Annotated in this window: 24 protein-coding genes; 11 read left to right on the top strand and 13 right to left on the bottom strand. The window is 67.2% G+C overall.

The genetic code is table 11. From position 1 onward, the window contains the following. Positions 1 to 10: 10 nt before the first annotated feature. Entirely contained in the window at positions 11 to 2,908 is a 2,898-nt protein-coding gene (locus tag C1877_RS13800) for a molybdopterin-dependent oxidoreductase (RefSeq protein ID WP_015539685.1), read from the bottom strand. Positions 2,909 to 3,680: 772 nt separating this feature from the next. Here C1877_RS13800 and C1877_RS13805 point away from each other — a divergent pair. The 3 genes from C1877_RS13805 to C1877_RS13815 all read left to right on the top strand — a co-directional run bounded on the left by C1877_RS13805 (position 3,681) and on the right by C1877_RS13815 (position 6,259). Next, positions 3,681 to 5,435, top strand: coding sequence for an MSCRAMM family protein (locus C1877_RS13805; protein ID WP_114569431.1), 1,755 nt, complete (start codon positions 3,681 to 3,683; stop codon positions 5,433 to 5,435). Positions 5,436 to 5,570: 135 nt separating this feature from the next. Further along, positions 5,571 to 5,753, top strand: a complete 183-nt coding sequence (locus C1877_RS13810) for a type II toxin-antitoxin system HicA family toxin (RefSeq protein WP_015539686.1) — start codon at positions 5,571 to 5,573, stop codon at positions 5,751 to 5,753. Between the two features lie 29 nt (positions 5,754 to 5,782). Then, on the top strand, positions 5,783 to 6,259 hold the full coding sequence (locus C1877_RS13815; protein WP_114569432.1) for a type II toxin-antitoxin system HicB family antitoxin: 477 nt from the start codon (positions 5,783 to 5,785) through the stop codon (positions 6,257 to 6,259). A 168-nt stretch (positions 6,260 to 6,427) separates the two neighbouring features. Here the strand turns inward: C1877_RS13815 and C1877_RS15370 are convergent, their stop codons facing one another. Next, positions 6,428 to 6,574 (bottom strand): hypothetical protein, encoded by a 147-nt coding sequence (locus C1877_RS15370; protein WP_181813858.1) that lies wholly within the window; start codon positions 6,572 to 6,574, stop codon positions 6,428 to 6,430. 120 nt (positions 6,575 to 6,694) lie between these two features. Here C1877_RS15370 and C1877_RS15375 point away from each other — a divergent pair, with 120 nt between their 5' ends. Further along, on the top strand, positions 6,695 to 6,844 hold the full coding sequence (locus tag C1877_RS15375) for a hypothetical protein (protein WP_181813859.1): 150 nt from the start codon (positions 6,695 to 6,697) through the stop codon (positions 6,842 to 6,844). 255 nt (positions 6,845 to 7,099) lie between these two features. On the opposite strand, the gene C1877_RS13820 is transcribed toward C1877_RS15375, so the two are convergent. The 4 genes from C1877_RS13820 to rpoN all read right to left on the bottom strand — a co-directional run bounded on the left by C1877_RS13820 (position 7,100) and on the right by rpoN (position 11,292). Then, complete coding sequence (locus C1877_RS13820; protein ID WP_015539689.1) at positions 7,100 to 7,819, bottom strand: methyltransferase domain-containing protein; 720 nt, start codon at positions 7,817 to 7,819, stop codon at positions 7,100 to 7,102. A gap of 28 nt (positions 7,820 to 7,847) precedes the next feature. Further along, positions 7,848 to 8,687 carry a trigger factor gene (locus C1877_RS13825; RefSeq protein ID WP_015539690.1) on the bottom strand — a complete coding sequence of 280 codons (840 nt, stop codon included), beginning with the start codon at positions 8,685 to 8,687 and terminating at the stop codon, positions 7,848 to 7,850. Between the two features lie 55 nt (positions 8,688 to 8,742). Beyond that, positions 8,743 to 9,471 carry a hypothetical protein gene (locus C1877_RS13830; RefSeq protein ID WP_114569433.1) on the bottom strand — a complete coding sequence of 243 codons (729 nt, stop codon included), beginning with the start codon at positions 9,469 to 9,471 and terminating at the stop codon, positions 8,743 to 8,745. A 435-nt stretch (positions 9,472 to 9,906) separates the two neighbouring features. Then, positions 9,907 to 11,292, bottom strand: a complete 1,386-nt coding sequence (gene rpoN / locus C1877_RS13835) for an RNA polymerase factor sigma-54 (protein ID WP_041239383.1) — start codon at positions 11,290 to 11,292, stop codon at positions 9,907 to 9,909. A gap of 276 nt (positions 11,293 to 11,568) precedes the next feature. Between rpoN and C1877_RS13840 the strand changes: the two genes are divergently transcribed. After that, positions 11,569 to 12,387: an MBL fold metallo-hydrolase gene (locus C1877_RS13840; protein WP_173014912.1), complete on the top strand. Its 819-nt coding sequence runs from the start codon at positions 11,569 to 11,571 to the stop codon at positions 12,385 to 12,387. Positions 12,388 to 12,673: 286 nt separating this feature from the next. Here C1877_RS13840 and arsS read toward each other — a convergent pair whose 3' ends face one another. Together arsS and C1877_RS13850 are read right to left on the bottom strand one after the other, a co-directional pair. Next, positions 12,674 to 13,660, bottom strand: coding sequence for an arsenosugar biosynthesis radical SAM (seleno)protein ArsS (gene arsS, locus C1877_RS13845; protein ID WP_015539691.1), 987 nt, complete (start codon positions 13,658 to 13,660; stop codon positions 12,674 to 12,676). Between the two features lie 2 nt (positions 13,661 to 13,662). Beyond that, a complete protein-coding gene (locus C1877_RS13850) occupies positions 13,663 to 13,995 on the bottom strand; it encodes an arsenosugar biosynthesis-associated peroxidase-like protein (protein ID WP_041239384.1) in 333 nt (110 codons plus the stop codon). 557 nt (positions 13,996 to 14,552) lie between these two features. Here C1877_RS13850 and C1877_RS13855 point away from each other — a divergent pair. From C1877_RS13855 to C1877_RS13870, 4 genes are all read left to right on the top strand, one after another. Next, complete coding sequence (locus C1877_RS13855) at positions 14,553 to 15,164, top strand: DUF2798 domain-containing protein (protein ID WP_114569435.1); 612 nt, start codon at positions 14,553 to 14,555, stop codon at positions 15,162 to 15,164. Positions 15,165 to 15,770: 606 nt separating this feature from the next. Beyond that, complete coding sequence (locus tag C1877_RS13860) at positions 15,771 to 16,724, top strand: SpoVA/SpoVAEb family sporulation membrane protein (protein WP_181813860.1); 954 nt, start codon at positions 15,771 to 15,773, stop codon at positions 16,722 to 16,724. A 61-nt stretch (positions 16,725 to 16,785) separates the two neighbouring features. Continuing rightward, entirely contained in the window at positions 16,786 to 17,082 is a 297-nt protein-coding gene (locus C1877_RS13865; protein WP_015539695.1) for a hypothetical protein, read from the top strand. A gap of 140 nt (positions 17,083 to 17,222) precedes the next feature. Then, on the top strand, positions 17,223 to 17,882 hold the full coding sequence (locus C1877_RS13870) for a LemA family protein (RefSeq protein ID WP_015539696.1): 660 nt from the start codon (positions 17,223 to 17,225) through the stop codon (positions 17,880 to 17,882). Between the two features lie 60 nt (positions 17,883 to 17,942). On the opposite strand, the gene rimI is transcribed toward C1877_RS13870, so the two are convergent. Then, a complete protein-coding gene (rimI, locus tag C1877_RS13875) occupies positions 17,943 to 19,340 on the bottom strand; it encodes a ribosomal protein S18-alanine N-acetyltransferase (RefSeq protein ID WP_114569437.1) in 1,398 nt (465 codons plus the stop codon). After that, positions 19,288 to 20,613: an MFS transporter gene (locus C1877_RS13880; protein ID WP_181813861.1), complete on the bottom strand. Its 1,326-nt coding sequence runs from the start codon at positions 20,611 to 20,613 to the stop codon at positions 19,288 to 19,290. The genes rimI and C1877_RS13880 overlap by 53 nt, the downstream gene beginning before the upstream one ends. A gap of 264 nt (positions 20,614 to 20,877) precedes the next feature. On the opposite strand from C1877_RS13880, the gene C1877_RS13885 reads away from it, so the two are divergent. Further along, positions 20,878 to 22,185, top strand: coding sequence for an MFS transporter (locus C1877_RS13885; RefSeq protein WP_114569439.1), 1,308 nt, complete (start codon positions 20,878 to 20,880; stop codon positions 22,183 to 22,185). A 132-nt stretch (positions 22,186 to 22,317) separates the two neighbouring features. Next, positions 22,318 to 22,656: a hypothetical protein gene (locus C1877_RS13890; protein ID WP_015539699.1), complete on the top strand. Its 339-nt coding sequence runs from the start codon at positions 22,318 to 22,320 to the stop codon at positions 22,654 to 22,656. 174 nt (positions 22,657 to 22,830) lie between these two features. On the opposite strand, the gene C1877_RS13895 is transcribed toward C1877_RS13890, so the two are convergent. The 3 genes from C1877_RS13895 to C1877_RS13905 form a co-directional block, all read right to left on the bottom strand. Next, positions 22,831 to 23,082 carry a hypothetical protein gene (locus C1877_RS13895; protein ID WP_015539700.1) on the bottom strand — a complete coding sequence of 84 codons (252 nt, stop codon included), beginning with the start codon at positions 23,080 to 23,082 and terminating at the stop codon, positions 22,831 to 22,833. Between the two features lie 234 nt (positions 23,083 to 23,316). Beyond that, complete coding sequence (locus C1877_RS13900) at positions 23,317 to 24,726, bottom strand: MFS transporter (RefSeq protein WP_041239386.1); 1,410 nt, start codon at positions 24,724 to 24,726, stop codon at positions 23,317 to 23,319. Between the two features lie 272 nt (positions 24,727 to 24,998). Continuing rightward, entirely contained in the window at positions 24,999 to 25,235 is a 237-nt protein-coding gene (locus tag C1877_RS13905) for a zinc finger protein (protein WP_015539702.1), read from the bottom strand. Between the last annotated feature and the right edge of the window lie 17 nt (positions 25,236 to 25,252).

The raw sequence follows: 25,252 nt of genomic DNA on the forward strand, positions 1-25,252 counted from the left end.
TACTCGGCGGCTATTCTTCGACGGGAGCATACGACATGTCGTAGTGCTTGCCCGTGGCTTCGTCGACCAGATGGCCGGTGGCGGCGTCGTAGAGCCAGCCGTAGTTGGCGTCGTGGAAGGCGCCGTTGTCGGGGTCCAGCATCCAGCCGCTGTTCGGGTCGTACACGTAGGGCTTGTCGCCCAGCGTGGCATAGCCCTTCTCCTGGTTCCAGGTCAGGTTCTCGGGCACCTCGTAAGGAGCGGCCTGGCCGGGATAGCAGCGCACGCCCGCCGCGAACACGATCTCCTCGCGCTCCATGGTGTACATCTTGCCGGTCTCGTCGTCCACGAGGCACTCGTTGGCCGCGTCGTAGCGCCAGCCGGTGTGGGCGTCGTGGTAGCCCTTCGTGCGCGGGTTGATGAGCCAGCCCGACTCGTCCAGGCGGAAGTGCGTGCCCTTCTGGTACAGCGTGTTGCTCTGCCACACCCACTCGTAGCCCTCGGGCACGGCCTCGGCCGGCTCGGGCTTCTCGAACGGGATGGGCTCGCGGGCGAGCTTCTGGTCGCTCGGCATGACCGTCACGCCCGGCTCGGACGAGGAGCCCGGGATGGAGAACTGGGTGTCCTCCTTCTTGTACTCCTTGTCGTACTCGCCGCACTTGTATACCTTGCACATGAGGCCGCGGTTGGCCCACGAGCCGCCCATGGGGTCGCAGTGCTCGTCATCGACCGAGGTCAGCACGTTGACGTTGGACTCGAGGCAGCCGAACGGGTTGTCCAGGTCGGCCGAGCCGTCGCGCTCGGGGAACCACCAGCCGCGCGGCGCGAACACCACGTTGGGATGCACCTCGGGCTCCACGTTGGCACGCATCTTGATGCGGCCGCGGCGCGTCTCGATCCAGCACCAGTCGCCGTAGGCGATGTTCAGCTTCTCGGCCAGCTCCGGGTTGATGGAGAAGTACGGGTCGGGATACAGGTAGCGGATGCCCTGCATCTGGAAGTGCTCGGAGTGGTGGTACGGCATGAAGCCGCCGCCCGTGGTGAGCACGATCGGGTACTCCTCCGCGATCTCCGGCGTGTCGATCTCGTTCTCGATGCAGCCGATGTAGGTGGGCATGCCGGGGTAGCCCAGCTCGCGCAGGATGGTGGAGTTGCACTCGACCTTGCCCGAGGGGGTCCAGAAGCCGTTGGCCTTGAACTTGTTCTGGTGCAGCGGCGGATAGTACATGCGGTAGTAGTCGACGAAGTCGTTGTAGCTCTCCACGCCGCCCAGGCCCAGGGGCTCCAGGATGTGGAAGTACGCCTCTTCCTCGGTCTCCCACGGCCAGTTCGCAGGATCCTGGCCGCAGGCCAGGCCCAGCTTGCGCCAGAACGTCATGTCCGTGTGGCGGTCGTACTTGGGCTGGATGGCGCGGCGGCCGCCCATGATGGAGTCGGTGGCGCCGTAGTGCGTGACGATGGTGGGACGCTCCAGCGCGCCGGCCGCCGGGAACACGTAGTCCGCGAACAGGGCCGTCGGGGTCATCCAGTAGTCCACGACCACCAGGAACTCGCACTGCTTGAGCGCCTGCAGCGTCATCTTCGCGTCGCCGTAGGAGTTGATGGGGTTCGTGGCGTTCACGATGAGCGCGCGCACCTGGTACGGGTCGCCCGTGATGATGGCCTTGAACACGCTCGGGCCGTGGGCCTCGCAGAACCACTCGGTGGGCAGCGTCTTGCCCCACGTGCGCTTCGCGTTGTCGGAGATCATCTGGTAGCCGGGCCAGGAGGTCAGCTTGAACTTGTTGGACCCGATCTGCTTGGCCTTCTGCTCCTCGGGCAGGCACTCGTTGAGCTCCATCTCCTCGTCGGTGAGGTAGTTGAGCGCGGGGCCCGGCATGCCGTCGCCGCCGGGGACGTCGAGGTTGCCGCAGACGGCGCGCATGAGGGCGATGGCGTGGCTGCCGGTGGTGGAGGCACGGCCGATCTGGTCCCACGTGCAGCCCCACTGGATGCAGCCGGGCGTGTTCATGGCGTACAGGCGCGCGGCCTGACGGATCTGGTCGGGCTCGAGCCACGTGATGGGCGCAGCCCACTCGGGCGTGTACTCGGCCACATGCTCCTGCAGCTCCTCGAAGCCGTCGCACCACTCGCCCACGAACTCCCAGTTGACCAGGCCCTCGTAGATGATGGTGTGCAGCATGGCCAGCGCGAGCGCGGCGTCGGAGCCGGGACGCAGCGGCAGCCACAGGTCGGCCTTGGAAGCCGTCTCGGAGTAGCGCGGGTCCACGACCACGATCTTCAGGCCGTTCTTCTGCAGGTCGGTGTAGCCGTTCATGCCGCCCAGCGTGGAGGCACCGGGGTTCATGCCCCAGAGGATGAGGCACTTGGCGCCGGCGAGGTCCGTCTCGAACGGCGACCAGCCGGCCACGCAGGTCTCGGCCATGAACGTGGGGATCCAGCACAGAAGCGCGTTGTGGAAGCCGTTCGGCGTGCCGAACTGGTTCAGGAAGCGGCGGCGCGCCCAGTCGTCGGTGCGCGTCGTGCCGCCCGCAGAGGCCACGGCCTCGGCGCCGCTCTCGTCCTTGATCTGGTTGAGGCGGTCGGCAACCTCCTGGATCGCCTGGTCGTACGGGATCTTCTCCCACTTGCCCTCGCCCTTGGCACCCACGCGCTTCAACGCGTGGTTGATGCGGGCGGGGTGGTTGACGTGCAGCAGCGCGCTCGTGCCGCGGCAGCACAGTCCGCCTTGGTTCGAGTAATCGGGATCGCCTTCGATCTTGATTACGTCGCCATCCTTAACGTAGGCGAGCACGCCGCAGTTAGCATGGCAGAAATAGCAGAGCGACTTGACCATCGTGACGCCGTCTTGATGGATGTCGACCTCGGTCGACACGGTATCCGGGCTCACAAGGCCCTTGAGACCGGTCGACGTCTTGGAAATCTCCATCTACCTTCCCCTCTTCTTCTCGTCCGTTTACCTTACCGTTGAACCCTGTCGTGCCGTTCGCATGATTATGCGCGGAAGTTCCGCTTGGCCCGAACGCTCTCACTCGCGCGGATCATGCACGCCAGTGTATAAAACGCCCGTTCCATCCACATCACACCGGAAGTTCTAAATTCCGCGAGCGGGTAAGCCCGATAGTATTAATTGATCGGACCGCGATTTTCACCCCGACCGCTCGTCTGGGCATTCCGCCGTTCGGCGGTTCGCCACCCCCTGAGCGAGCCTTGGCGTGAAACGTTCGCACCCCCTGCGCGAAATGACGTTGACAGCTCCTCCGACCGCTTCTATCGACTGCTGGCCGCCATCGAGCACCTTGCGGCCAGGACCGTTGTTCGATGCCAACCAGTAGTAGATAGAATCGGCTATTTGATTATAGCTATGCAGAGGAGCATGTGCCACCCTAGCGGCGTGTTTTTGCGGCGAATAACACGCAAAAGGAGCGGGAGGGGGAACCCGGCAGGAAGCCCTCCGGGCGGCTTCCGGGTGCCGCCCGGAGGGCTTCCTGCGAAAACGGGCTGGACCGGTGCTGGATGCGGGCAAGGACCCGACGGTCCGGGCGGCGGAAACGCGCAAGGTCCGGACGGTTCCCACGTCGGAAACGCGCAAGGTCCGCGCGACCTGCGGACGGTCGAATTACGGTCGGCGTGCAAGGTCACGGCGCTAGGATGGAGGCGCCGGGACAGACCCGGCACGAACGACGAGGAAGGGGGCCGACATGGGCCCGTCGCACACGCAGCCGCACATTCATGAGGAAAACGGTGCTGTCGAGGCAGCGCCCTGCCTGCGCCCCCTCTCCCCCTCGGGCCGCAGGCGCCGCAAGCCCGCCGCGTGCGGCGCGGCGATGCTCGCCGCATGCGCCCTCGCCCTCGCGTTGGCGCTGGCAGCTCCCCGGCCGGCCGAAGCCCTCGGGGGCATCTCGGGCACCTGCTACGTGGCCTGCACGAACGCCCATATCGACGGACCGGACGGCGGCAACGTGTTCGAGGTGACGTTCCCCGAGTACGGCATCACGGCCACCGGCTACTGCATCTCGGGCTCCGTCTACGGCACGCCGCTGCCGGGCACCTACCCGCTCACCGGCGAGCCTGCGGACGACGGCGGCTTCCAGATCACCGTGAACTGCCGGGGCGCCGGCATGTACGAGAACCATTACTCGCCCTACGGCGTTCAGAACGTCGGCGGGTTCAAGCTATACCCCTTCGGATCGGTGGAGGTGCTCAAGCGCTCCGCCGCGCCGGAGGTCACGGACGGCAACCCCTGCTACCGCCTGGACGGCGCGGCGTACGGCGTGTACGCCGACGAGGCGTGCACGCGCGAGGCGCTCTCGCTGACCACCGACTCCTCGGGGCGCGCCCGTTCGAAACGCGTCCTTGCGCCGGGGCGCTACTGGGTGCGCGAGAAGGCGGCGCCGGAGGGCTACCTGCCCGACCCGGGAACCTACCCGGTCGACCTCGCGCAGGAGGACTGCCGCACCGGCGCCGTGCCGGCCGTCCATGTGGAGGACGCGCCCCTGATCGCGCCTGTCGACGCCCTCGTGCAGAAAGCGGACCGCGAGACGGGCGTCCCCGTACCGCTTGGCGATGCGAGCCTGGCGGGCGCGGCGTTCACGGTCGAGCACTACGCGGGGCGCTACGCCTCGCTCGAGGAGATCGCCGTGGCGGGCGCACGGCCTGCGCGCACCTGGGACGTCATCACCGACGAGCAGGGACGCGCGACCGCGGGCGCGGGCGACCTGCCCGGGAACGGGCGCGGAGCCCATGGCCTGCCGCTCGGCACCGTGGTCGTGCGCGAGGTGCGGCCGCCCGCCGGCTACCTGCTGCCCGACCCGCCGACCCTCGTGCGTGCGGTCGAGCCCTCCCCCGATGAGCCGAACGCCGCCGTGTACCGCGTCCCCACCGTGGCCGAGCAGGTGGTGCGCGGCGACGTGGCGCTGCTCAAGCTCGGCGCAGGCACGGGCGGGGACGGCGCTGCGGACAACGCGGGCGGTGGCGGCGCCAACGGCGCTTCGGCGGACGCGGCAGGCGCGACGCCCCAGATCCCGCTCGCCGGCGTGGCGTTCGATATCGTGCACCTCTCAACGGGCGAGGTGGCGGCCCGCCTTGTCACCGGCGAGGACGGCCGGGCCTCCACCGAGGGGCTCCGCCCCGAAGGCCTCGACGGCGCACTGCCCTACGGCCTCTACGAGGTCCGCGAGGACCCCGCCACCACCCCGCCGGGCTACCGCACCGCCGAGCCCTTCGCCGTCGCCGTCGAGGGCAACGCCCGCACCTACTACTACGAGGTGGTGAACGAGCTGGCCAGCGCCCCCGAGGAGCCGCAAGCAGGCAACGGGCCCGCCGAAGAAGCACCCCCGGCCCCGCTCGCCGAGACGGGCGACGCCCTCGCCCGCGCGCCCCGCTGCACCGCGCTCGCCGCCGTGGTCAGCGCCACGCTCGCCGCCGCGTTCGCCCTACGCCGCCAGCGCCCGTAGGCGCGCCTGGCGCAGGGCGACGGGCGCTGGGGACACACGACCCCGCGAAACCGATACGGAGCAACGCCCGCCTCCCTCCCCTTTCGCACTTGATTAATTCTTAATTATAGTTTATAATTTTTAGGAAGGACGACCATGGTCAAGAGACGCGACCTTGTCAAGGAAGTCGAAGCCCAAGGGCTGAAAAACTACGGCGGGGCGAGCCACGATATCTTCAAGAAACCGGGATTCACGACATCGATCCCACGGCACAGGGAAATCGACGAAAACATGGCGAGGGCGATCAGGAAGCAAGCGGGCATCGAGGGAAAACGCTAGCCTGGTTCGAAAATGGAAGGAATTGATCCATGCTGCATGTCTACGAATTCGAAGTTTTCAAGGGGCAGGACGGTTGGCTACTCGCCTTTCCGTTCGACTTCGACGGAGGAACCCAAGGGGCCGACTTGGCTGAAGTCTCGGCTATGGCGGCTGACTGGCTCAAGCTCGAAATAGAGTTTCGCCTCATGGACGGCAGGGATATCCCCGAGGCAACATTTGGCCACGAGCCGACGCATGAGGACGGTCGCATCCTGCTCGTAGCCGTGGAGGCGAGCCTCGACACCGTCCCCGCCGTGACGGCATCCGAGGCGGCGGAGCTTCTCGGGGTGTCCCGCGCACGCGTCTCCCAAATGCTGAAGTCCGGCCTGCTCATGGGCTTCCGCAAAGGGCGCGACTCGTTCATCACGCGCTACAGCGTCGACGCCCGCCTGCGCGAGAAGCCCAAGGCGGGACGGCCGAAGAAGGCAGCGTCGAAGCCCAAGCCGAAGGCGGCGGAAGCCCGCTAGGAAACGAGCGGAGGGACGGGCTCGCGCCCGCCCCTCCAGCGGCCTCCACGCGCAGGCCGCTCCGCTCACTGCCACGCCCATCCTTGCCCTTCCATCTGCGGCACGGTCGCGCACGGCCACGCCTCCCCGTCCCGCGGCCGACAGCGTCGGCCGCGGGACGGAAGCGGGCTACCAGGTGGCCGAGCAGTCGCAGCCGGTGCGGACCTGGCCCTTGCCGTTGGCGCGCCTGCGCAGCTTGCCGACATCCCAGCGCTCGAAGATGAGGGCGCGGTGCGCGCGGTAGATATCGAAGGCGCCCTCCAGCTCCATCCCCACGCACGTAAACGAGCCGTTGATGGCGCCGTAGAACTCGGCGGCGTGCTCGTTGAAGCTGTTCTCGGCGAACAGTAGACGTTGGCCGCGTGCCCGCGGCCCTGCAGCGGCACGAGCAGCTCGTTGCCGTTGCCCTCGATGAAGATGCCCTTGTTCTCCAGGCGCACGCCGCGCACGGCCTTCTCGGCCTCGAAGCGGTCGGCCCAGGGCTCCTTGTTCATCTTCGCCCAGTACGCCCAGGCGTTCTCGAACCGGCAGGCTTCGTCGTCGTAGATCGCCTGGAAGAACCCGCGGCAGTCCTCCGCCGCCTCCAGATGCCCCTTGGGCCGGGGCCACACCCCGCCCGCGATGCTAGCCAGGGCCAAAAGTTCCCGGTAGTCCTTCGCCTGCGCTGCAGGCACCGCCTCTACCTGCGCCTTCAGTTCCTCGTACTGCATTGGTCCTCCTCCTTCGAGCCGCCGGCGCACGAGCGCGCGGCAGCGTTCCTTCTCCTTGCCCGGGCGTCCTGCGCGCCCGGTCCCCGCGCGCCTAACGGCGCGGCTTGTCGATGCGCGCCGTGGTCTTCACGAAGCGCACGTCCTCGCCCGTCTCGGCCACCGGCACCTCGAACCCGCCCTTGTAGCCCGTCTCGGGGCGGACGTCGGACTCCTCGTAGTAGTCCGGCCGCGCAAAGCCGATGCGCGCCATCATGGCCTCGAACTCCTCGCGGGCGGGCGCGGCCTGCACGGCGTTGCCGAGCTCCCGCGCGCGGGCCACCGTGGCCGCGTCGCGCTCCCCGGCCGCCACCACGCCGTCGTACACCAGCACCCCGCCGGGGCGCAGCACGCGGAACGCCTCGCGGAACACCGCCTCGGGGCAGAAGTCCACGTTGACGCTGCTGTTGGCGAACACCAGGTCGAACGAGCCGTCCGCGAGCCCGGCGGCGGCGAGGTCCTCCGGATAGGCCACCAGGTACTCCATGTTGTTCTCGGGCAGCCCGTTGCGGCGCCACGCGTCGTCCTGGTAGGAGCGGGCGATCTCTATCCACTCGGGCGTCGGGTCCACCCCCACCACATGGCCGCGCGGCCCCACGTAGTCCGACAGCTTGATGACGCCCTTGCCCCGCCGGCAGTCGATGTCCAGCACGCGCTTGCCCTTGATATCGCCCAGAAGCGTCATCTTGCACTGGCTCGCGAACCCGTACTCGTTGGGAAGCTGCCCGTAGTACGCCCGCAGCGCCTCCGGATCGATCGCTTTCTCCGCGCCCATGCCCAAGCCTCCGTCCCTGACCGCGCCGCTACTTGTACGACACGCGCGAGTTGTTCACCAGCCACGAGAGCGCGGCCTCGCGGCGCGCGAACACCCGGGCCTCGTCGCCCAGCCCCTGGTCTTCCAGCTGCTGGCGGATCTTCTCGCGCTGCTCGGCATCGTTGCCGGGCATCTGCGCCGTGATGTCGGCGTCGGAGAGCTCGATGTCCAGGTGGTCGGCGAGCGCGTCGATGGCGCACGTGATGCGCAGCGCGTCCAGGGGCTGGCCCGGCAGCAGGTCGGCCGGGTCAGGATCTTCCACCAGGCGCTTCGCCAGCTCGTCCAGCACGAGGTCGGGGAACTGGGCGTCGTTCTTGGCCATGTCGGGCAGGCCGAACTGCTTGGCCACGCCCTCGCGGAACTCGGCCACCGTCTTGGCGGGCTCGAAGTGCTCGGCCACGAACGCGTCGGTGAGCTCCGGCGTACGGCAGCTTAAGATCTTCTCCACCGTCACCTGCATGGTCAGGCGGGAGGCGTCGCCGTCCTTCGCCAGCGGCAGCTTGATCTTCGCCTCGGCGTCCTTCGTCTCGCCCGGCACCATGCCCACCAGCTCCTCGTCGAACGTGCGGGGCATCTCGCCGCCGCCCACGTGGTACAGCGAGTGCTCCAGCACGAAGTTGGAGGCCGGGTTGCCGTCCAGGCGCGCGTCCACCGTGGTCACCACCACGTGGTCGCCCATGGCCACGCCGCGCTCTTCGGCAATCTCGTGGTACTCGGCCATCGGCTCGAGCAGCTTCTCTATCTGGGCGTCCACGAGGCTCGCGGGCACCTGGGGCTTCGGCAGGTCGAGTTCGACCGGATCGTACGAGGTGAGCGTGTACTTCTTCATGTTCTCTTCTCCTTTTAGGTTGCTTGCGTTTCGCTTGCTTCTACCTGGCTTGCTTCTACACGTCGAGGTCTTCCACGCGCCGGCGCAGCTCGCGCTGGCGGTCCGACAGGATCATGTCCTGGTTGTGCGCGAAGTAGGACTGGCTGCCGTACTGGGCGATGTAGCGCGCCGAGCTGGTGCGCGACGTGAGCTCCGTCGTGAACACCACCATCTCCTGCGCGTCCCCGAACGAAGCCTCCACGAAGGCGAACGCACGGGCGAGCCGCTGCTCCACGCCGGCCGCGCGCTCCTGCAGCGCCGCCGCCCTGGCGGCGAACGCCTGCGACGCGAGCGCGAAGGCGTCCTCTGGCGCGGCGCCGTCGACCGCCTGCCGCAGCGCCACGAGCACGTCCAGCTCGGCCTCCGCCGTCGCGCGGCGGCCCTTCGAGAGGTTGCCTGCCGCCACGCCCAGCTCCAGCTGCGAGGTCCGGGTCCGCTCCAGCTCGTCCAGAAGGCCGCGCACGTCGCCCCCCTCCTCCGCGGCGGGCTTCAGGCCCCGCAGGTCGTCGCGCAGCGCCACGAGCACGTCGGTCTCGGCCACGATGTCGGCCATGTCGCCGCACACGGCGTCCAGCAGAAGCCCCACGAGCGACAGGCGCTCGTCGAACTCCGCCTCGGTCGCCCGCTCGATTATACCGGCAACGTCGCCCCCGGCAAGGATCTCGTCGATGCGGTAGTCGTCGCGGTACTTGTTGAACAGGTCGTAGTACGCCGCGAACTCGCGCGCAATCGCCTCGTTCTGCACGTAGGGATGACAGCTCGTCGACCTTTCCCCCCGATAAGCTGCACACCCGTTCACTTGGCCGATCCCTTTTCAGCCCAAACCAAAGACGCCTCGTAATCATCGATGCAAGAACCGTGCCACTTTCTCTCGGGAAATACCGGCAGGTCACGAGGTTGCGCGCACGCAAAAGCCGCAGACAGGCGCGCCGAGCGAGCGTCACAATATGAGAACGCATGAGAATTTGTTTAGAAATAAGACGAGGCGCACCGAGGGAAACGCTGATCAACGCAACCATGCTCTTCTTGGTTGCACCAGGTTTGCGGCATTTGCACACGGCCCCTTTTTTAACATGACCGATTGAGTCATGGACTAAATCGGCGGACGCTAGGGAAGCGCCATTAATCAGTGCTTCCCTCGGTGAGACAGCGAGACGGGACTACTGTCTCGCTGTCGCGATCAGCTGCGGCGGCGCGCGGCGCGGGCCGGGATGCCCAGCTCCTCGCGGTACTTGTTCACCGTGCGGCGGGACACGGACACGCCCTCGCGCTCAAGCGCCTCGGAGATGGCCTGGTCGCTCAACGGGTTCGACGGGTCCTCGCAATCCACGAGCTCGCCTATGCGGTGCTTCACGCTGATGGACGACACCACGCGGTCGGTGCCCTGGTAGGCCGAAGAATGGAAGAAGAACCGCAGCTCGAACACGCCGCGGGGCGTCTGCATGTAGTTGCCGTTCGACACGCGGCTCACCGTGGACTCGGACACGCCCGTGGCCTCGGCCACCTGGGCCATGGTGAGGGGGCGCAGGCAGTCGTAGCCCTTCTCGAAGAACTCCACCTGCATCTGCACCATGCAGCACGCCACCTTGTAGAGCGTGGCATGGCGGAAGTTGATGCCGTCGATGAGGCTCTCGGCCTCCTTGAGCTTCTCGCTCAGGTACGTCTCGGTCTCGTGCTCCTTCACGTTGGATGCCATGGCCCGGTACGTGGGGTTGATCTTCAGGTGCGGCAGGTAGAAGTCCTGCAGGCTGACCTCGTACGTCCCGTCGTCAACCGCCGTGACCACCACTTCGGGCCAGATGGGGCGCGATGGGCGGCCGAACTGGCTCGCAGGACGGGGGTTGCACGTGCGGATGACTTCGAGCGCCTCGCCCAGCTGGGCGAGCGAGATGCCCATGTCGCGCGCGATGGCGGCGGGGGTCCGCGTCTCGAATTCGGCGAGATGGCTTTTTATGAGGCGCTCGAGCAGCGGGGTGAGCTTGCCGGCCTTCCCCAGCTGCAAGAGCAGGCACTCGGCCAGGTTGCGCGCGGCCACGCCCGTGGGCTCGAACTGCTGGACGAGCGCGAGGACCTGGGACACCTCCTGTTCGGACACGCCGAGGGAGGCCGCCGCCTGGTCCACGGCGATGCGCAGGTAGCCGTTGCCGTCGATGTTGCCGATGAGGTACTCCCCGATAGCCTTCGCGCGCGGGCCGTCGGCCTGCAGGCGCAGCTGCTCCAGCAGGTGCTCGTCGAGCGTGTCGCCCTCGGTCAGGAAGCGGTCGAACGAGAACGAGCGCTGGGACAGGTCGCTGCGCTCGGCATCGAACGTCTCCGGGCTGCCGTGGCCGCGCTTCTCGAAGAGCGCATCGGCGCTCACGTCCTGGGAGTACCGTTCGGGCGCGAGGGGGTGGCGCGGCTCGACCCAATCGTCATCGTCGAAGAACGGGTTCTCCTCCACGCACTTCCGCGCGTACTCGGAGAGCTCCTGCGCCGACATGCGCAGGATGGCGATGCCCTGCTTGAGCTCGGTGGTGAGGTGGAGGTGCTGTTGCAGGCCGAGATCGGGCCTCTGGTCGACGTTCACGAAGCCGCCTCCGCCCCATCCGGCACGCGAGCGCCCCGGGCATGTCGATGATCTGCCGGTAAGCCTTGCCGCATGACAGCCTCTTCCCCCGTCGGAAACCGCCTACCGAGGATGCGGGCCCCTCTCGGACGCCCCGCCTCGGATCGAATGGTGCCTATAGTAGCACGATCGGGCGGAAAGACGATGACTTCTTCGGTCGGGAGTTTCGCAACCCGCTCCTGCGAAAAGCGCTATCATGGGAGAAAAGACACGGCATCGACCACCGAGGAGACCGCGATGGAGCACGGAAAGCACACGTTCACGTTCATGGGGACGGCCGCCGGATGCGGCGTGCCCGCCTTCTTCTGCGACTGCCCCGCCTGCAACGAGGCGCGGCGCGACCCGCGCGCACGGCGCGGCGACTGCGGCGCCCTGGTACGCGGCACGAACGCCGACGGCTCGCCCGGCAGGAACGTGCTCATCGACACGCCCCCCGACCTGCGCCACCAGCTGCTGCGCGAGGACGTGCGCCGCGTGGACGAGCTCTTGTACACGCACGCGCACTTCGACCACCTGGGGGGCCTCGGCGAGCTGGAGTACCTGGTGCAGCTCGTGCGCAAGGCCCCGCTGCCCACCTATGGCAGCGCTGCGGCCCTCGAGGGGGCGGGCATCGAGTTCCACTACATGACGTACTGCCTGGACATGCGCGAGCTCGCCCCCTTCGACGAGCTGGAGCTCGACGGCGTGCGCTACACGGCGCTGCCCGTGACGCATGCACCGGGCACGTACGGCTACCTCATAGAGACACCCGAAACGCGTCTGTTCTACGCGTCGGACACCGGGAAGCTGCCACCCGAGACGGCCGAGCGCGTGCGCGACGTGGACGTCATGGCCATGGACGCCACGTTCTGGAAGCGGAACTGGTCGCCCGACGCGCACCACAGCGTGCAGGAGTGCATCGAGGAAGGCCTGGAGCTGGGCGCCAAGACGCTCTACCTCACGCACCTGGCCATGCACTACGACGAGCCCGTCACGCTCGCCGAGCTGGAGGAGTACCTGCAGCAGTACGGCGGCCGCGTGAAGCCCGCCGCCGACGGCCTGACGATCGACATCTAGGGCCGGCCCGCGCGGGACGCGCAAGGCGATCCGGCGCAGGAGGGACGCAAGCACCGCCAGCGAACGCGTAGAGCGACCAGTGCGCAACGCGAGAAAAGACGCGCAGAACGGCCGAACGGCGCGAGATGCGACTGAGCCGGTGCCGCGCCCCCCTCTTCTACCAGCCGGCTGACCTCGGCGCGCGCTCCCGCCCGGCTGGTAAAGGAAGTGCCGCTTCCGCGAACGGAAGCGGCACTTCGTCAGCACCAGCATCGCTTAACGGCGCAAACTACGCCGTGGAGCCGCCTCAACTGCTGCCGGCGCCGGCGCAGCAGGCGTAGCAGTGGTTGCCGAACGCGATGTCGCGCTGCAGCGGCAGCGACGGGTCGGCCGCCAGCTCCGCGATGGTCAGGCCGTTTTTGCAGGGCAGGCCGGCCGCCTGGTTGAAGTCGCAGTCGTACAGCGTGCCGTCCCAACCCACGGAGAGCTGGCTGCGGCACATCATGGCCGGCACGGTTTCGGGGTTGAACGCGCCCACGAGCTTGTTCATGTAGCGCTCCAGGTTCCCCGTCTTGTGCAGCAGGTTCCCGAAACGCCCGAGCGGGTTGTTCGCGATGGCGAACACGTGGTCGAACACGATGCCGTAGTCCTCCGCCAGCTTCGCGCGGTACTCGCGCTCCAACGCCTCCTGGTCGGGCGGCAGGAACGCACCGCTCGGATTGAACACGAGGTTCAGCACGGGCCCTTCCCCGCCCGCGCCCTCGGACGCGCCGTAGCCGAGCGTGTTCAGCTTCTGCAACATGGCTATGACGCCGTCGAACGTGTCGGCGCCGCGTTGCTTCTCCACCGGCTTCGCCGTGTAGTGGGGCAGCGAGGCGAACACGGTGACCCCCAGCTCGGCGAACACTTCGGGCAGATGGCGGTAGGGCCCGTCCAGCAGCACCACGAGGTTCGAGCGCACGATGACGTCCAGGCCGCGGGATGCCCCCTCGCGGACGAACCATTCGAAATCGGGGTTCATCTCGGGTGCGCCGCCCGTCACGTCGAGCGTCTTGAAGCCGCGGCCCGCGGCCACGTCCAGGCACTGCTGCAGCGTCTCGCGCGCCATGACCTCGGTGCGCGCGGGGCCGGCGTCCATATGGCAGTGGCGGCACGCCAGGTTGCACAGGCGGCCCACGTTCACCTGCAGCACGTCGAGCTGCCCGCGCGTGCGGCGCGTGGCCTCGTCCGTTCGCTCGTAGAACGGCGGGAACGAGTCCATGACGGCCTGGGCCTGTTCGCTGGTTTGCGGCATGGCTACATTTCCAGCTGCTTGACCACGTTCTTCATCTGCACGCCGTGCACGAGCGCGGCGCCGCCGCGGATGGCGTTGGCCACGTGGAAAGCCTCGGTCATCTGCTCCTCGGTCACGCCCTTCTCCAGGCACGACTGCGTGTAGGAGTCGATGCAGTACGGGCACTGCACGGCGCCGGCCACCGCCAGCGCGATGAGCGCCTTCTCGCGCGCCGTGAGCGCGCCCTCGGCGAACACCTTGCCGTAGTAGGCCATGTAGAGGTCCCAGAGCTCGGGGGCCTCCTCGCCCATCGTCGAGAACTTGTCGAGGTCTTCCGGGTTGTAGTAGGTCTCCATGGCCTTCGTCCCTTCCTGCATGCGTCGCCCGGGCACGCTGACCGTCCCGGTAATGATAGATTACGTCTTATACTAGATTATCACCATTATCGCGGCTTGGCTAGCTAGCCAGACGAAAACGCGCATCGTGCTCGGCGGATGCGCGCAGAAGGAAGGTCGCGCGCGTCGCCCGTGCCCCGCGGCGCGCGGCCGATCGTGCGGCCCCGCACGCCCCGAGCCGCGAGCGGCCGACTGTGCGCGGCGGGCGGTGCAGGGCGCCTGATGCGGTGAAAAGTTAATGGTGATGAACTTACATGCCGGCACCGGTGAGGCGCGGTGCCGTATACTAGGTGCATCCGATGAGTTCGGATTCGTATGCGCTTAACGCGCTGCCCGTTTTTTCATCATCGACGACATCTACGATGCAGCCCCGGCGCCCGGCGCCCGCTGTCGGTCGTCCTGCGTCGGCGGAGACACCCTCGCCGAGCTCGCGTCAAACGCCTGTGCCGCCTGCCGCGGCCCTGCACGACGCATGAAAGAAACGACAAGAGAATACGCACCACGACCGAAAGGACCCCATGTCTCTGCATGCCGTACGCCCTCTGCCCGACAACGCCTACACCCGCGCCCTCCGCGGCGCCGTCCCCGTGCCCGCCGGCGGGAAGGACAAGCTCGCGTTCCAGGTGCTCATGGTGTTCTGCATGGTCACGTGCATGGTGACGCTCAACTGGCTGATCCACGCGTCCGACCGGTCGCTGGCCGCGTTCTCGGAGGTGCTCTACGAGTACTCCCTCACGTTCGTAGCCGCGCTCTTCGTGCGCACGGTCGTGACGAACCCCCTCGTCGGCCGCCTGGCGCGCGCCGTCGTGCCGGCCGGCCTCGCCGGTTTCAGGCGCACGGTCGCCATGACGCTGGTGAACGTGTCGGTCATGGTGACGTTCATGACGTTCTTCGGCGTGCTCATCTCTAACGGCCCGGCCGGCTTCACCTGGCTCGCCTACGCCGAGAGCCTGCCCCTGTCCTACCTGCTGGCGTTCTCCGTGAACCTGCTGGCCGTGGGTCCCTTCGTGAAGGTCGCCTACGCAGCCGCCGTGAAACCCGGGCTGCTCTGGGCGTCCGAGAAGGCCGCCGAGCTGCGCGCCGCCGCCCGCGCCGCCATACCCCGCACCCTGTTCGGCCGCGGCGAGTAGCGCCCCTCGCCCGTCTGCCTGAAGCGTCGGCCAGCCGCCTTTGATCAACGAACAGATGTTTCACGTGAAACATCTGTTTCGACCCGCACCCCCTATCCTGACCATGCGACGAAATCCCCGTTTCGTGGCCGCTCTCGACAGACAAGGTTTCCCGCGCGCGCCGGACCGGCAACCCGACCAGAGGAGGGCGCGACGCCCCCCCTTGCCGCCTTCCGCCCAACGCTTGCGCCGCGATGGGGCCGCAAGACGGAGACGGCAATTCCGCAGAACGACGTGAATTTTCGGTTAGCGAAAAAATCATCTCTGCGGGTATTGCCTAATAGTAGATATCATCTTATACTGGAAGAGGTCTGAAACACAGGAGCCGGAAACGTGCCGCGTTTCCGGCTCTCCTGCTTTCCAGCGCTTTCGCCATCCTTCCCCATCAGCATTCCCACCTGGGATTTTCCCAGCAACGCAGCACGATTCATCCCCTCGTGTGGACGAAAATCAACAGGGGCTAGTACGCACGGGTCGATACCCTCCCCCTCGCGCGCCGGTACAATGGCGGCGTCTCGCGCTTTCGCGCACGTCACGTTATCGGAACCTACAGGGGGTATTGCTTCGATGAAAGCCTACAAGACCGTGATCTACAGTTTTCTGATCGGCGGTGTGCTCGCACTCATCGCCCAGGCGCTCGTTACCGTGTGGACGAACGTGCTCACCGGCACGCCCATGCAGTTCTTCATCGGCGGATCGACGCTCATCAGCATGGGCATCATCGGCTGCATACTGGGCGGCTTCGCCAACTACCAGCTGGTCGAGGAATGGGGCACGTTCGGCGCGCTGCTGCCGTTCTCGGGCTTCGCCATGGCCGTGGGCATGAAGATGGTGGGACCCTGGACGAAGCAGAACGCCACCGCGGGCAAGGCGGTGTGGCAGGGCTTGTGGCTGGTCATCTGGTTCAACGCCGTGGCTGCCGCGTTGAGCATCCTGTTCGGCTTCATCTGCGGCTCCATGGGCACGGAGCCGCTCGTGGTTGTTGAGAAGAACACGACCGCGATGGTGTTCCCGCTGGCCTTCCTGGTGGGCGGCGGGCTGTGCGCGCTGTTCCAGGTGGTGTATTTGGTGGTGAAGGGCATCACGCCGAAGTGCCAGCCCGTGTGGATCCTGCTCACGGCATGGTTCTGCGGCGCCATCCTCGCGCCGCTCGGCGTGTCGGGCGCGCTTACAAACTTCGCCGGGCAGGGCTTCAGCGTCATGATCCCCGTGGGCGGCTACAACATGTACAATGTGGGCGTGTCGTTCGCGATGGGCGAGATGGGCGAGGGCCTCGCTCACTTGGGATCGTTCTTCCTGGCGGTGGCGGGCCTGTTCTTCACCGGCTTGGCAACGTTCCTCATCTACAACGCGAAGTTCGGCCGCACGCCCATCCATGAGGTGCATCGCATGAAGGCACAGCACCTCATGGACGAGCTCGACGACATCGTGCCCGGCGCAGCCGGCACGCTCCTCGTCGCATCGGCCGGGGCGGTGCCCATGGCCGTGGCCGAGGAGGCCGTGGACCGCTCGATAGGCTAAGGCGGCAGGCAACGGCCCCGGACGCACCAGGCAGACCGGTTCGAGGGAGAAGGAGGCCCGCATGGGCAAGAAGGGCAACGGGCGCATCGAGAAGGCGCGCGCCGAGATCGAGCGGCTCAAGGCACGGCGGCGCCTCGACCTCATAAAGATATTGGCAGCCCTTGCCGCCATGATGCTCATCTTGCTGGGAAAGCCGATGCTCGAGAACGCCGGCATCATCGAGGCGGACAACATGGTGGTGAACGGCGCGATGTGGATCTCGGCGTTCATCCTGGCCATCTTCGCAGGCTCGGCAGGCCGAGACTTGTCGAAGTGCGGCCGCAGCATCGACGAGGTGCGCACGCGCGCCGGGCTCTAGGCGATCACCGTGCCGGACGAGCATCCCGGCACGGGCGCCACGGTGCCACTTCATACTCCAGAACCATACCAGAAGTGGTAGGGTTTCCCCGGGCCCCCTTCGTATAATGGCGGCGTCAGCCGACTCCGAAGGGGGCCATCATGTCTATCATGCCGATTCTCGTGCCGTTCGTCGTACTCGCCACCGGGTTCACCACCATCATGATCCTGCTCTACCGCAACCTGCAAAGGCTCGACGAGGAAGCCGGCGACGCCTGGCGACGCGTGCAGGAGCAGCGAACCGCGCGCTTGGATGCCTCCCTGCGCCTCCTCGATGCCCTGGATGCAGCCGGGGAGCTTGCAGACGCGCCCACCGCCGACATCCGCCAAGCCCTGGCCGCCTGCCGGGGAGCGGACGGGCCCGAAGCAGCCACCGAGGCCGACAGCGCGCTTGCCCGGGCGTGGCGCTCCTTCTCCGCCGTGGCCGACATGCGGCGCATCGCCGCGCTCGACTGCGCCCATGAGGCGATCGGGCAGCTGCACGAGGCCGACCGCCTCCTGCCCACTTGCGAGCGCCTGTACAACAACGCCGCCACCATGTACAACAACGCCGGCGTGACGTTCCCCGCCCTGCTCGTGGCGAGGCGCGCGCATTACGCCCCGCGGCCGCCCTACCGGCCACAGCACCTGCGCAGCGCGAGCGAGGTGGCCAGCGCCGCCGACACCGAGACCCTGGCCGACAAGTCGCCGCGCATCATGAACGCCTACATGCTGTGGGCCGTGGGCATGTCGGACACCATCACCGAGGAAGCCGGCCGATAAACCCGCTGCCGCCGCCTAGGAGACGGCAGCGCGCCGAGCCGAATAGCGCGCCCGCGGCGCTCACTCCAGCGGGAGCGCCATGACCACGGCATCGTCGGGCGGGTCCTCGTAGTAGGCCGGCCGCACCGCCACCTCCTGGAAGCCCAGGCGCGCATAGAAGCCGCGCGCCTGCGCGTTGCCCGCGCGCACCTCCAACGTGAGGACGCCGTGGCCGCCGGCACGGGCGTCCCGCACCGCCTGCTCCACGAGGGCGCGCCCGACGCCCGCCTTGCGCCGAGCGGGGTCCACGGCCACGCGCACGATGGCGGCGCCCTCGGGAGCGCCCCACCATCCCAGGTACCCCGCCAGCCCGCTCTCGGTGAAAGCCGCCGTGTAGTGCGCGCAGGGGTTGTGGCGCAGGTCGAGCGCGAACGCGAGCGGCGTCCACGGGTCGCGGAACGAGGCTATCTCGATGGCCATGACCGCGCCGAGGTCCTGCTCGGCGAGCGGGCGGACGGCAACAGCAGGAGCGGGCGGCCGGGCGGACGCCTCCGCGGATGCAAGCGGCGGCCCGTCGCACGGAAGCGCTTCCGCTTGGGCGTCGTGCATCTTGGGAAGCGCCTCGGGCGCCGATCCGAACGCGGGGCCGGCGTACTTCCAGGGCGGGGCCCCTTCCTGCGGCTTCTGGCCGATGGCCACGAACGACTGGGTGACGAAGTAGTAGTCGTCCTGGTCGAACAAGGCACCCCAGGCATCCGCAAGCGCGCGGATCTCTTCGGCCACGTTCCCGTCAACGCACGCGGGCACGTTGCGACGGAAGTAGACGCAGCGCTCGAACAGAGCGCGGCGCTCCTCGCGCGACTTGCCGCACGTGTCGGCCGCGAACTGCCGGACCGTCACGTTGCCCAGCCCCGCGCGCCTCATGAGCGTGTAGCACTTCTCGCCGTTGTAGCGGTCCGTGCAGGCGGTGTGCGGGGTGTTCGGCAGCACGTGGCGCTCGTAGAGCCCGAACAGCCGGCGCATGACCTGCTCGTGATCGGGGTACGACAGCTTCGCGGCATCGTCGGTGGTCTTCACCACCACGAAGCCGCCGGGCGCGAGCAGCCGGCACGCCTTGGCGAGCGCGGCCTGCGCGTCGGGCAGGTGCTGCAGCACGTGGGAGAAGTACACCAGGTCGAAACGCTCGCCCGCCTCGGGCTCGTAGTCCTCGAACGACGAGCACGCGAACGAGAACCGCGCGTCGCCGGCCGCGCGCGCCGCCGCCTCGGCCACGGCCTCGGGCAGCGGGTCCACGCCCACGACGCGCGCCACGCCCGCATAGGGCGCGAACTTGAGGTAGGTGTTGAACCCGTCGAAGCACCCCACGTCCAGCACGCGCACGCCGTCGCGCCCGGCCAGGCTCACGGCCTCGAACGCGGCGTAGTCCTCAGGCGCGGTGCGCAACGCCTGCTTCGCGATCTGCCCTTTGCCCCACGCCATCGGCGCTCCTCTCCCTCGTCTCCCCCACGGCGGCCCCCGCCAAGGCCGGCTCCGCCACCCCGTACTTCTCCTGCAGCCGCACGTTCGCCGGCTTGCACAGCGCGCCGCATAGAAGCGACAGCAGCGCGAAGGCGGGCACGATGACGAAGAACGCCTCGTAGCCGCCCGTCCACTCGAAGAGCGCTGCGGCCACCAGCGGGAACACCAGGTTGAACGGCGCCAGCACCACGGCGCTGATGCCGGTGTTCATGGCCAGGTCGCGCTGTCCGAACGTCGTGCGCATGTACGAGGTGTTGATGGCCGCGTACATGCCGTACAGCAGCCCCTCGACGAGCAGGAACGGCGCGAACAGCCACGGCACCTCGAACCAGTACGCCGCCGCCATGCCCACCGACACGGCCAGCGCCAGCGCCGGGAGCACCACCAGCGTGCGGTTCTGCCCGATGCGGTCGTACAGGATGCCGCCGAGCGGCCGCCCGAACCCGTTGCCCAGCCCGAGCGCGCCCACGGCCGCCGTGGCAAACGCGACGGACGACCCGATGCCCGTCATCATGACGGACGCCTCGGCGATCACGGCGCCGCCCGCCCCCATGACCACGCTGCGCCAGATGCAGAACAGCCAGAACGACGGCTCGCGCACGGTGCGCGAGCCGGGCAGGCTCACGCCCACCGCATCGCGCTTCGGCTTGAGCGCCGCGATATGCGGCGGCGGCTCCTGGATGAAGCTGACGGCCACCAGCGCTTCCACGAGCGCCAAGGCGGCGATGGCCACGAACGCCAGGCGCCAGCCCAGCGGCGAGTAGATGAGCGCCGAGGCCAGCGAGCCCAGCACGAGCGCGCCCATGCCGAAGCCCATGACCAGCACGCCCGAGGCGAACCCCACTTTGTCGCCGAACCAGGCGAGCGTGTTCGTGGTCCACACCGTGTAGCTCATGCCCGAGCCCAGCCCGCAGCACACGCCGTAGAACAGGTAGAGCTGCCAGAGCTCGGTGATGAACTGGCACGAGAACAGCCCTGCCACGATGAGCGAGGTCGAGGCGACGAAGCAGGTGCGCAGCGAGAGCACCTTCGAGAGCGGCCCGATGGACAGCATGCCGAAGGACAGCCCGATCATGGCGACGGAGAACACGAGCGACGTCTGGCTGCGCGTCCAGCCGAACTCGGCCTCGAGCGGGGGGATGAAGATGGACCAGGCGTAGATCGTGCTGAACATGAGCATGGTCAGGATGCCGCACACGAGGATGGCGTAGCGGTTCTTGCGTATGTCGGCCACGCTCATCGCCTCCCCCGACGTTTCCGGGCGGAGGTGCCGACGCCCCCGGACGGAAGCTGCGCGCAACCGCGCGCCCGCGTTTCAACTCGTCCAGCAACCTACCACCGGCAAGCGGAGCGCCCCTACTGTGAGGAGTATGAAAACGGGTCCATCTAGTACGGACGACTATACGCGCGCCCGCGCGCGCACGGCACAATATACGATGTCGCACGGCATGCCCGCGCTGTTCGTGCGCGCGTGTAACCATTGAAAGAGAGGGGATCCATGCCTGACCTTACCGTCGGCCAGATAAAGAGCAAGCGCATGCTCTACCTGGCCTTGTCCACGCTCACGCTGCTGTTTCTGGGACTGATCTACGCGTTCTCCATGTTCGCCGGCCCCATCTGCACCACGTTCGGCCTCGAGAAGGCCGCCGTGGGGCTCACGTTCAACATCATGATGATCACGTTCTGCGTCGGCGCCGTCATCGGATCGCAGATCGAGGCCAAGATCGGCGTGCGCAACACGCTGTTCGTGGCCGCGGCGCTGTTCTTCTGCGGCTTCGCCGGCACCGGCCTGTTCGGCAACGGCAGCATCACCGTGGTGTACCTGTGCTACGGCGTGCTGGGCGGCCTGGGCGTGGGCGTGGGCTACAACTCCGTCATCGCCACCACCAACGTGTGGTTCCCCGACAAGGTGGGCTTCTCGTCGGGCGTGCTCATGATGGGCTTCGGCCTGGGCTCGCTCATCTTGGGGACGCTCTCGGTGAACCTGGCGCCGACGCTCGGCCTGGGCACCGTGTTCGCGGCCATCGGCGTGATCACCGCGCTCGTGGTGGTCGTGCTGGCCTGCACGCTGCGCCGCCCGCCGGCGAACATCGTGGCCCTCATGGCACCCGAGAAGGCCACCGCGTCCGGCTACGACCCGGGCGAGCAGGACACGCCGCTCAAGTCCTCCACGTTCTACGTGTACTGGGTCTGGGCCATCATCGTCATCGCCATCGGCCTGGCCACCATCGGCAACTGCGCCTCCGACGCGCAAGCCGTGGGCTTCGACGCCGGCTTCGCCACGCTGCTCGTAGGCCTGGTTTCCACCTGCAACGGCCTGGCGCGCGTGCTCATCGGCATCATCTACGACAAGACGAACGTGAAGGTCACCATGCTGGTGGACGGCCTCATCGCCGTGGCCGCCTGCGCCTGCATCATCGGCGCGTTCACCACCGGCATCTCGGTGCTCTACGTGGTGGGCGCGTTCTGCTGCGGCTTCTGCTACGGCGGCGTGCCCGTGGTGGCCTCGGCGTTCGCCCGCCAGCGCTACGGCGCCAAGAAGTACCCGCTCAACCTGTCGCTGGCGAACTTCGCCATCGTGTTCGGCTCCATCCTGAACATCGTGGTGCAGGGCGCCGTGGGCGGCGACAACCGCCTGGCCGTGTTCATGGTCATGGGCGTGCTGTCCCTCGTGGCCGCGGCCGACGTGCTGCCGTTCTCCAAGAAGTGGAACAGCGACATGAAGATGCTGGAGGGCCGCAAGGCGAAGGCCTCCGGCAGCTCCGCCGACGTCGAGGCGCCCGAGGCGGCTGCCGCCGCCTCGTAAGCGAGCGCCTTCGCGGGAACCGGCGGCCTGACGCCTCCTCGGGCCGCCGGTTCCCCGTATGCACGGCCTCTTCCGCACGAGAGGCCGTGCATACGGGGATCACGCGATCCTGATCAGGGGAAAGGACACGTTATGGGCAGAAGCATGAGCCAGCGCAAGGCGAAGGCGTACGAGGACATCGAGCGCCTCAAGGCGAACCGCCGCAAGGACCTCATCAAGTGCGCGGCCGCCCTCGCCGCCATCGTCGTGCTCGTCACGGTGAAGCTGGGGCTGGAGACGAGCGGTATCCTGGAAGTGGGCAACATGGCCGTGGGAGCCGCCATGATGATGGCCGGCATCGGCCTGGCCATCCTGGGCGGCACCTCGAGCGTGGACTTCACCCGCTCGGGCAACGAGATCAGGGGCATCCAGGCGAGCGTGGGCATCACGAAGCAGGACATCAAGGACTACGAGCAGGCGAAGCGGGGGTAAGACGGAACGGGCACGCAGGGGGCGCACTCGCTCGCTAGCCGCAGGCGAACAGGCGAGTGCGTCCCTATGCGGCGGCCGCATGGGCGGAGGCTCGCCTGTTCGCTCCGCCGCCTTATAGAAGGAGAACCCCCGCACGGTGCGCACGCAGGACGCCCGGAAAGCCTCTCGCTCGCTCTAGTGGCCGGTAACGCCGTTGCCGGTGAGCTCGGTGGCCAGCACGAAGGCCGCCAGCAAAAGTCCCAGCACGATCCAGCAGAATATCTTGGCGGTCTTCGTGGACACGGGGCCTATCCGGTCGCTGCGCGGGTCGTTGTCCACCGTGAAGGCGGCAGCGCGGATCTCCTTGGTGAAGCGCGTGCGGCACTTCGTGCAATGGTCCTCGGAAGCAGATTCCTTGCCGCAGAACGGACAGATGATAGCGCTCATCGCGAACCCCCTTGTATCGATTCAGCTACCCGGCACCGGTGCGTCGGTCGGGTTTGCCAAGGCGGTTCGCCGCGGTCGGTTGCATCCTGCGCGCGACCAGCAACGCTAAGGGGACGCGGCAACCCGCGAACCGCCCTGGCAAACCCGACCGACGAGGCCCCCTTTCGGGAACCCCGTCGGCCAGTCGAACGTCAATCCTCGCACACCCTTTCAGGATGGGCGATAAAGCAGTGCTTACGCCTTGGCGTCGGCAGCCTCATCGGCGATGTCGTCGATGTTCATGCCCTTGGCGCCCTTGGGAAGCAGGAAGCCAGCCAGGAAGCCGAACGCCATGGGGGCGGCCAGCAGGGCGATCAGCGGAGAGAACGCCCAACCCGCAGCCTTCAGGCCGCCCAGGATGATGGGCGACAGGATGCCGGCAGACTTGCCGAGCGCGACGATGGTCGCAACACCGGAGTTGCGGAACTCGGTGGGATAGGACTCGGACATCATCGGCTGGGCAGCGGTGATGGCGTAGTTCAGGGCGAAGCCCATGAACACGAACGCGATCAGGTACGGCCAGAAGCTCGTCTCGGCGGGCAGCTTGACCACCTGGGACACGATGAGGCAGGCAACCACCGACAGGCCGTAGCCGAAGATGAGGTTGCGCTTGCGGCCCATGGCCTCGGAGACGAAGCCGGTGGTGCAGTTCGCCACGACGGACGCGGCGTTCTGGGCCATGGCCAGCATGTACGACGCGGTGACGGCGCCGCCCGTGGCCTCGAGCATCAGGGCCGGCAGCCAGGCGTTCACGCCGTAGATGCTGAAGTTGCCGGCGAAGTAGATGACAACCAGCGCGATGGTGGTCTTCAGGTACTTGCCCTTCCACACCTCGGCCGGGCTCGACTTGGCGGAAACCGGCGGCACGAGAAGGTTCTCGGCCTTCAGCTCGTAGGGAATCTCCTTGCCCGCACGCTTCTCGATGCGCTGCAGCACCTTGGCAGCTTGGTCAAGCTTGCCGTGCACGGCGCACCAGTGGGCCGATTCCGGCGTGAACTTGCCGAAGATGAACGCATAGAGCACCGGCAGGGCGCCGATCGCGTAGCACATGTGCCACGTGGCGATCTGGACCATGACCGTGCCCACGAGGGCGGCCATAACCCAGCCGACGATCATCCACGCCATACCGAACGTGATGAAGAACGAACGCTGCTTCGTGGGGGTGAACTCCGTGAACAGCGTGGTGACGATAGGCGTGCACACGCCCAGGAACAGGCCGGCGAGCACGCGGAAGACCGCGAAGACCTCGTAGTTCGGCGCGAAGATGCACGGAATGGTAAGCAGGCCGTACATGAACGTGCCCATGGTGAGGATCTTCTTGCGGCCGAACTTGTCGGACAGCGGGCCGGCTGCGAACGAGCCCACCACGATGCCGATCGTCGACCAGGACGACAGGGCGCCCTTGAGGGCGTCGTTGCCCGCAGGACCGAAGAACTCCTGCATGATCTGGGTGTTGGTATAGGAGATGATCATGTAGTCGTAACCATCGAACATCATCGCTATGCCAACGAGGAAGAAAATGGAAATGGTAAACTTGCTGACTCCAAGGGAGTCGATCGCCTGGGAAATAGTGAACTTCCCGGGCGACTTAGCAGCTGCACTCATAATCCGCTCCTTGGAACGTTCTCCGGCCCTTATGAGCTGTTTTTAAGCCGGAGAATCCGATAGGCGGCCGTCGGACAGTGCGGATCCCGCGCAAAAGAAGGCGTTCCCGCTTCATGCGCTAGCCTTGGATGAGTAGACTCGGATCGAGGCTTCGTCTTCTTTTGCTCTTTCAGCATTATCCCCATGAAAACGTTTCGACCCTGCCAGGCGGCCATGTAAAGACGGAGGGGACCCCAATCTCTCGACAGAGATCCCCTCGCCGTTGGAACTAACTACTCCTCGCCGAGAATCTTCTCGACGGCCTTCTTGTCCTGGTTCAGGCGCTCGGAGTCATCGATAGGCTTGAACGTCGCGCTCTCGATGGACTTGTCGGCAACCTTCTCCTTCTCGGCGCCGCACTTCTTGCACGCCGTGGCATCGGCCGCGTTAAAGGTACCGCACTCGGTGCACTTCCACAGAATTTTCCCCAGCGGAGGCGGACGGAATCCGCCTTTCTCCTGACGAGCCATAGCTCTACCTCCTTCGT

This window comes from Gordonibacter pamelaeae, assembly GCF_003340385.1.
In the GTDB taxonomy this organism is placed as follows: Bacteria; Actinomycetota; Coriobacteriia; order Coriobacteriales; family Eggerthellaceae; genus Gordonibacter; species Gordonibacter pamelaeae.

What these genes read in the sequence shown, in the direction of transcription:
- C1877_RS13860 (WP_181813860.1), top strand. Translation starts at nt 15,771, where the DNA reads ATGAAAGCCTACAAGACCGTGATCTACAGTTTTCTGATCGGCGGTGTG.
- C1877_RS13850 (WP_041239384.1), bottom strand. Translation starts at nt 13,995, where the DNA reads ATGGAGACCTACTACAACCCGGAAGACCTCGACAAGTTCTCGACGATG.
- C1877_RS13900 (WP_041239386.1), bottom strand. Translation starts at nt 24,726, where the DNA reads ATGAGTGCAGCTGCTAAGTCGCCCGGGAAGTTCACTATTTCCCAGGCG.
- C1877_RS13800 (WP_015539685.1), bottom strand. Translation starts at nt 2,908, where the DNA reads ATGGAGATTTCCAAGACGTCGACCGGTCTCAAGGGCCTTGTGAGCCCG.
- C1877_RS13825 (WP_015539690.1), bottom strand. Translation starts at nt 8,687, where the DNA reads ATGAAGAAGTACACGCTCACCTCGTACGATCCGGTCGAACTCGACCTG.
- C1877_RS13840 (WP_173014912.1), top strand. Translation starts at nt 11,569, where the DNA reads ATGGAGCACGGAAAGCACACGTTCACGTTCATGGGGACGGCCGCCGGA.
- C1877_RS13870 (WP_015539696.1), top strand. Translation starts at nt 17,223, where the DNA reads ATGTCTATCATGCCGATTCTCGTGCCGTTCGTCGTACTCGCCACCGGG.
- C1877_RS13855 (WP_114569435.1), top strand. Translation starts at nt 14,553, where the DNA reads ATGTCTCTGCATGCCGTACGCCCTCTGCCCGACAACGCCTACACCCGC.
- C1877_RS13810 (WP_015539686.1), top strand. Translation starts at nt 5,571, where the DNA reads ATGGTCAAGAGACGCGACCTTGTCAAGGAAGTCGAAGCCCAAGGGCTG.
- C1877_RS13820 (WP_015539689.1), bottom strand. Translation starts at nt 7,819, where the DNA reads ATGGGCGCGGAGAAAGCGATCGATCCGGAGGCGCTGCGGGCGTACTAC.
- C1877_RS13885 (WP_114569439.1), top strand. Translation starts at nt 20,878, where the DNA reads ATGCCTGACCTTACCGTCGGCCAGATAAAGAGCAAGCGCATGCTCTAC.
- C1877_RS13815 (WP_114569432.1), top strand. Translation starts at nt 5,783, where the DNA reads ATGCTGCATGTCTACGAATTCGAAGTTTTCAAGGGGCAGGACGGTTGG.
- C1877_RS13890 (WP_015539699.1), top strand. Translation starts at nt 22,318, where the DNA reads ATGGGCAGAAGCATGAGCCAGCGCAAGGCGAAGGCGTACGAGGACATC.
- rimI (WP_114569437.1), bottom strand. Translation starts at nt 19,340, where the DNA reads ATGGCGTGGGGCAAAGGGCAGATCGCGAAGCAGGCGTTGCGCACCGCG.
- C1877_RS13865 (WP_015539695.1), top strand. Translation starts at nt 16,786, where the DNA reads ATGGGCAAGAAGGGCAACGGGCGCATCGAGAAGGCGCGCGCCGAGATC.
- C1877_RS13895 (WP_015539700.1), bottom strand. Translation starts at nt 23,082, where the DNA reads ATGAGCGCTATCATCTGTCCGTTCTGCGGCAAGGAATCTGCTTCCGAG.
- C1877_RS13805 (WP_114569431.1), top strand. Translation starts at nt 3,681, where the DNA reads ATGGGCCCGTCGCACACGCAGCCGCACATTCATGAGGAAAACGGTGCT.
- C1877_RS13905 (WP_015539702.1), bottom strand. Translation starts at nt 25,235, where the DNA reads ATGGCTCGTCAGGAGAAAGGCGGATTCCGTCCGCCTCCGCTGGGGAAA.
- arsS (WP_015539691.1), bottom strand. Translation starts at nt 13,660, where the DNA reads ATGCCGCAAACCAGCGAACAGGCCCAGGCCGTCATGGACTCGTTCCCG.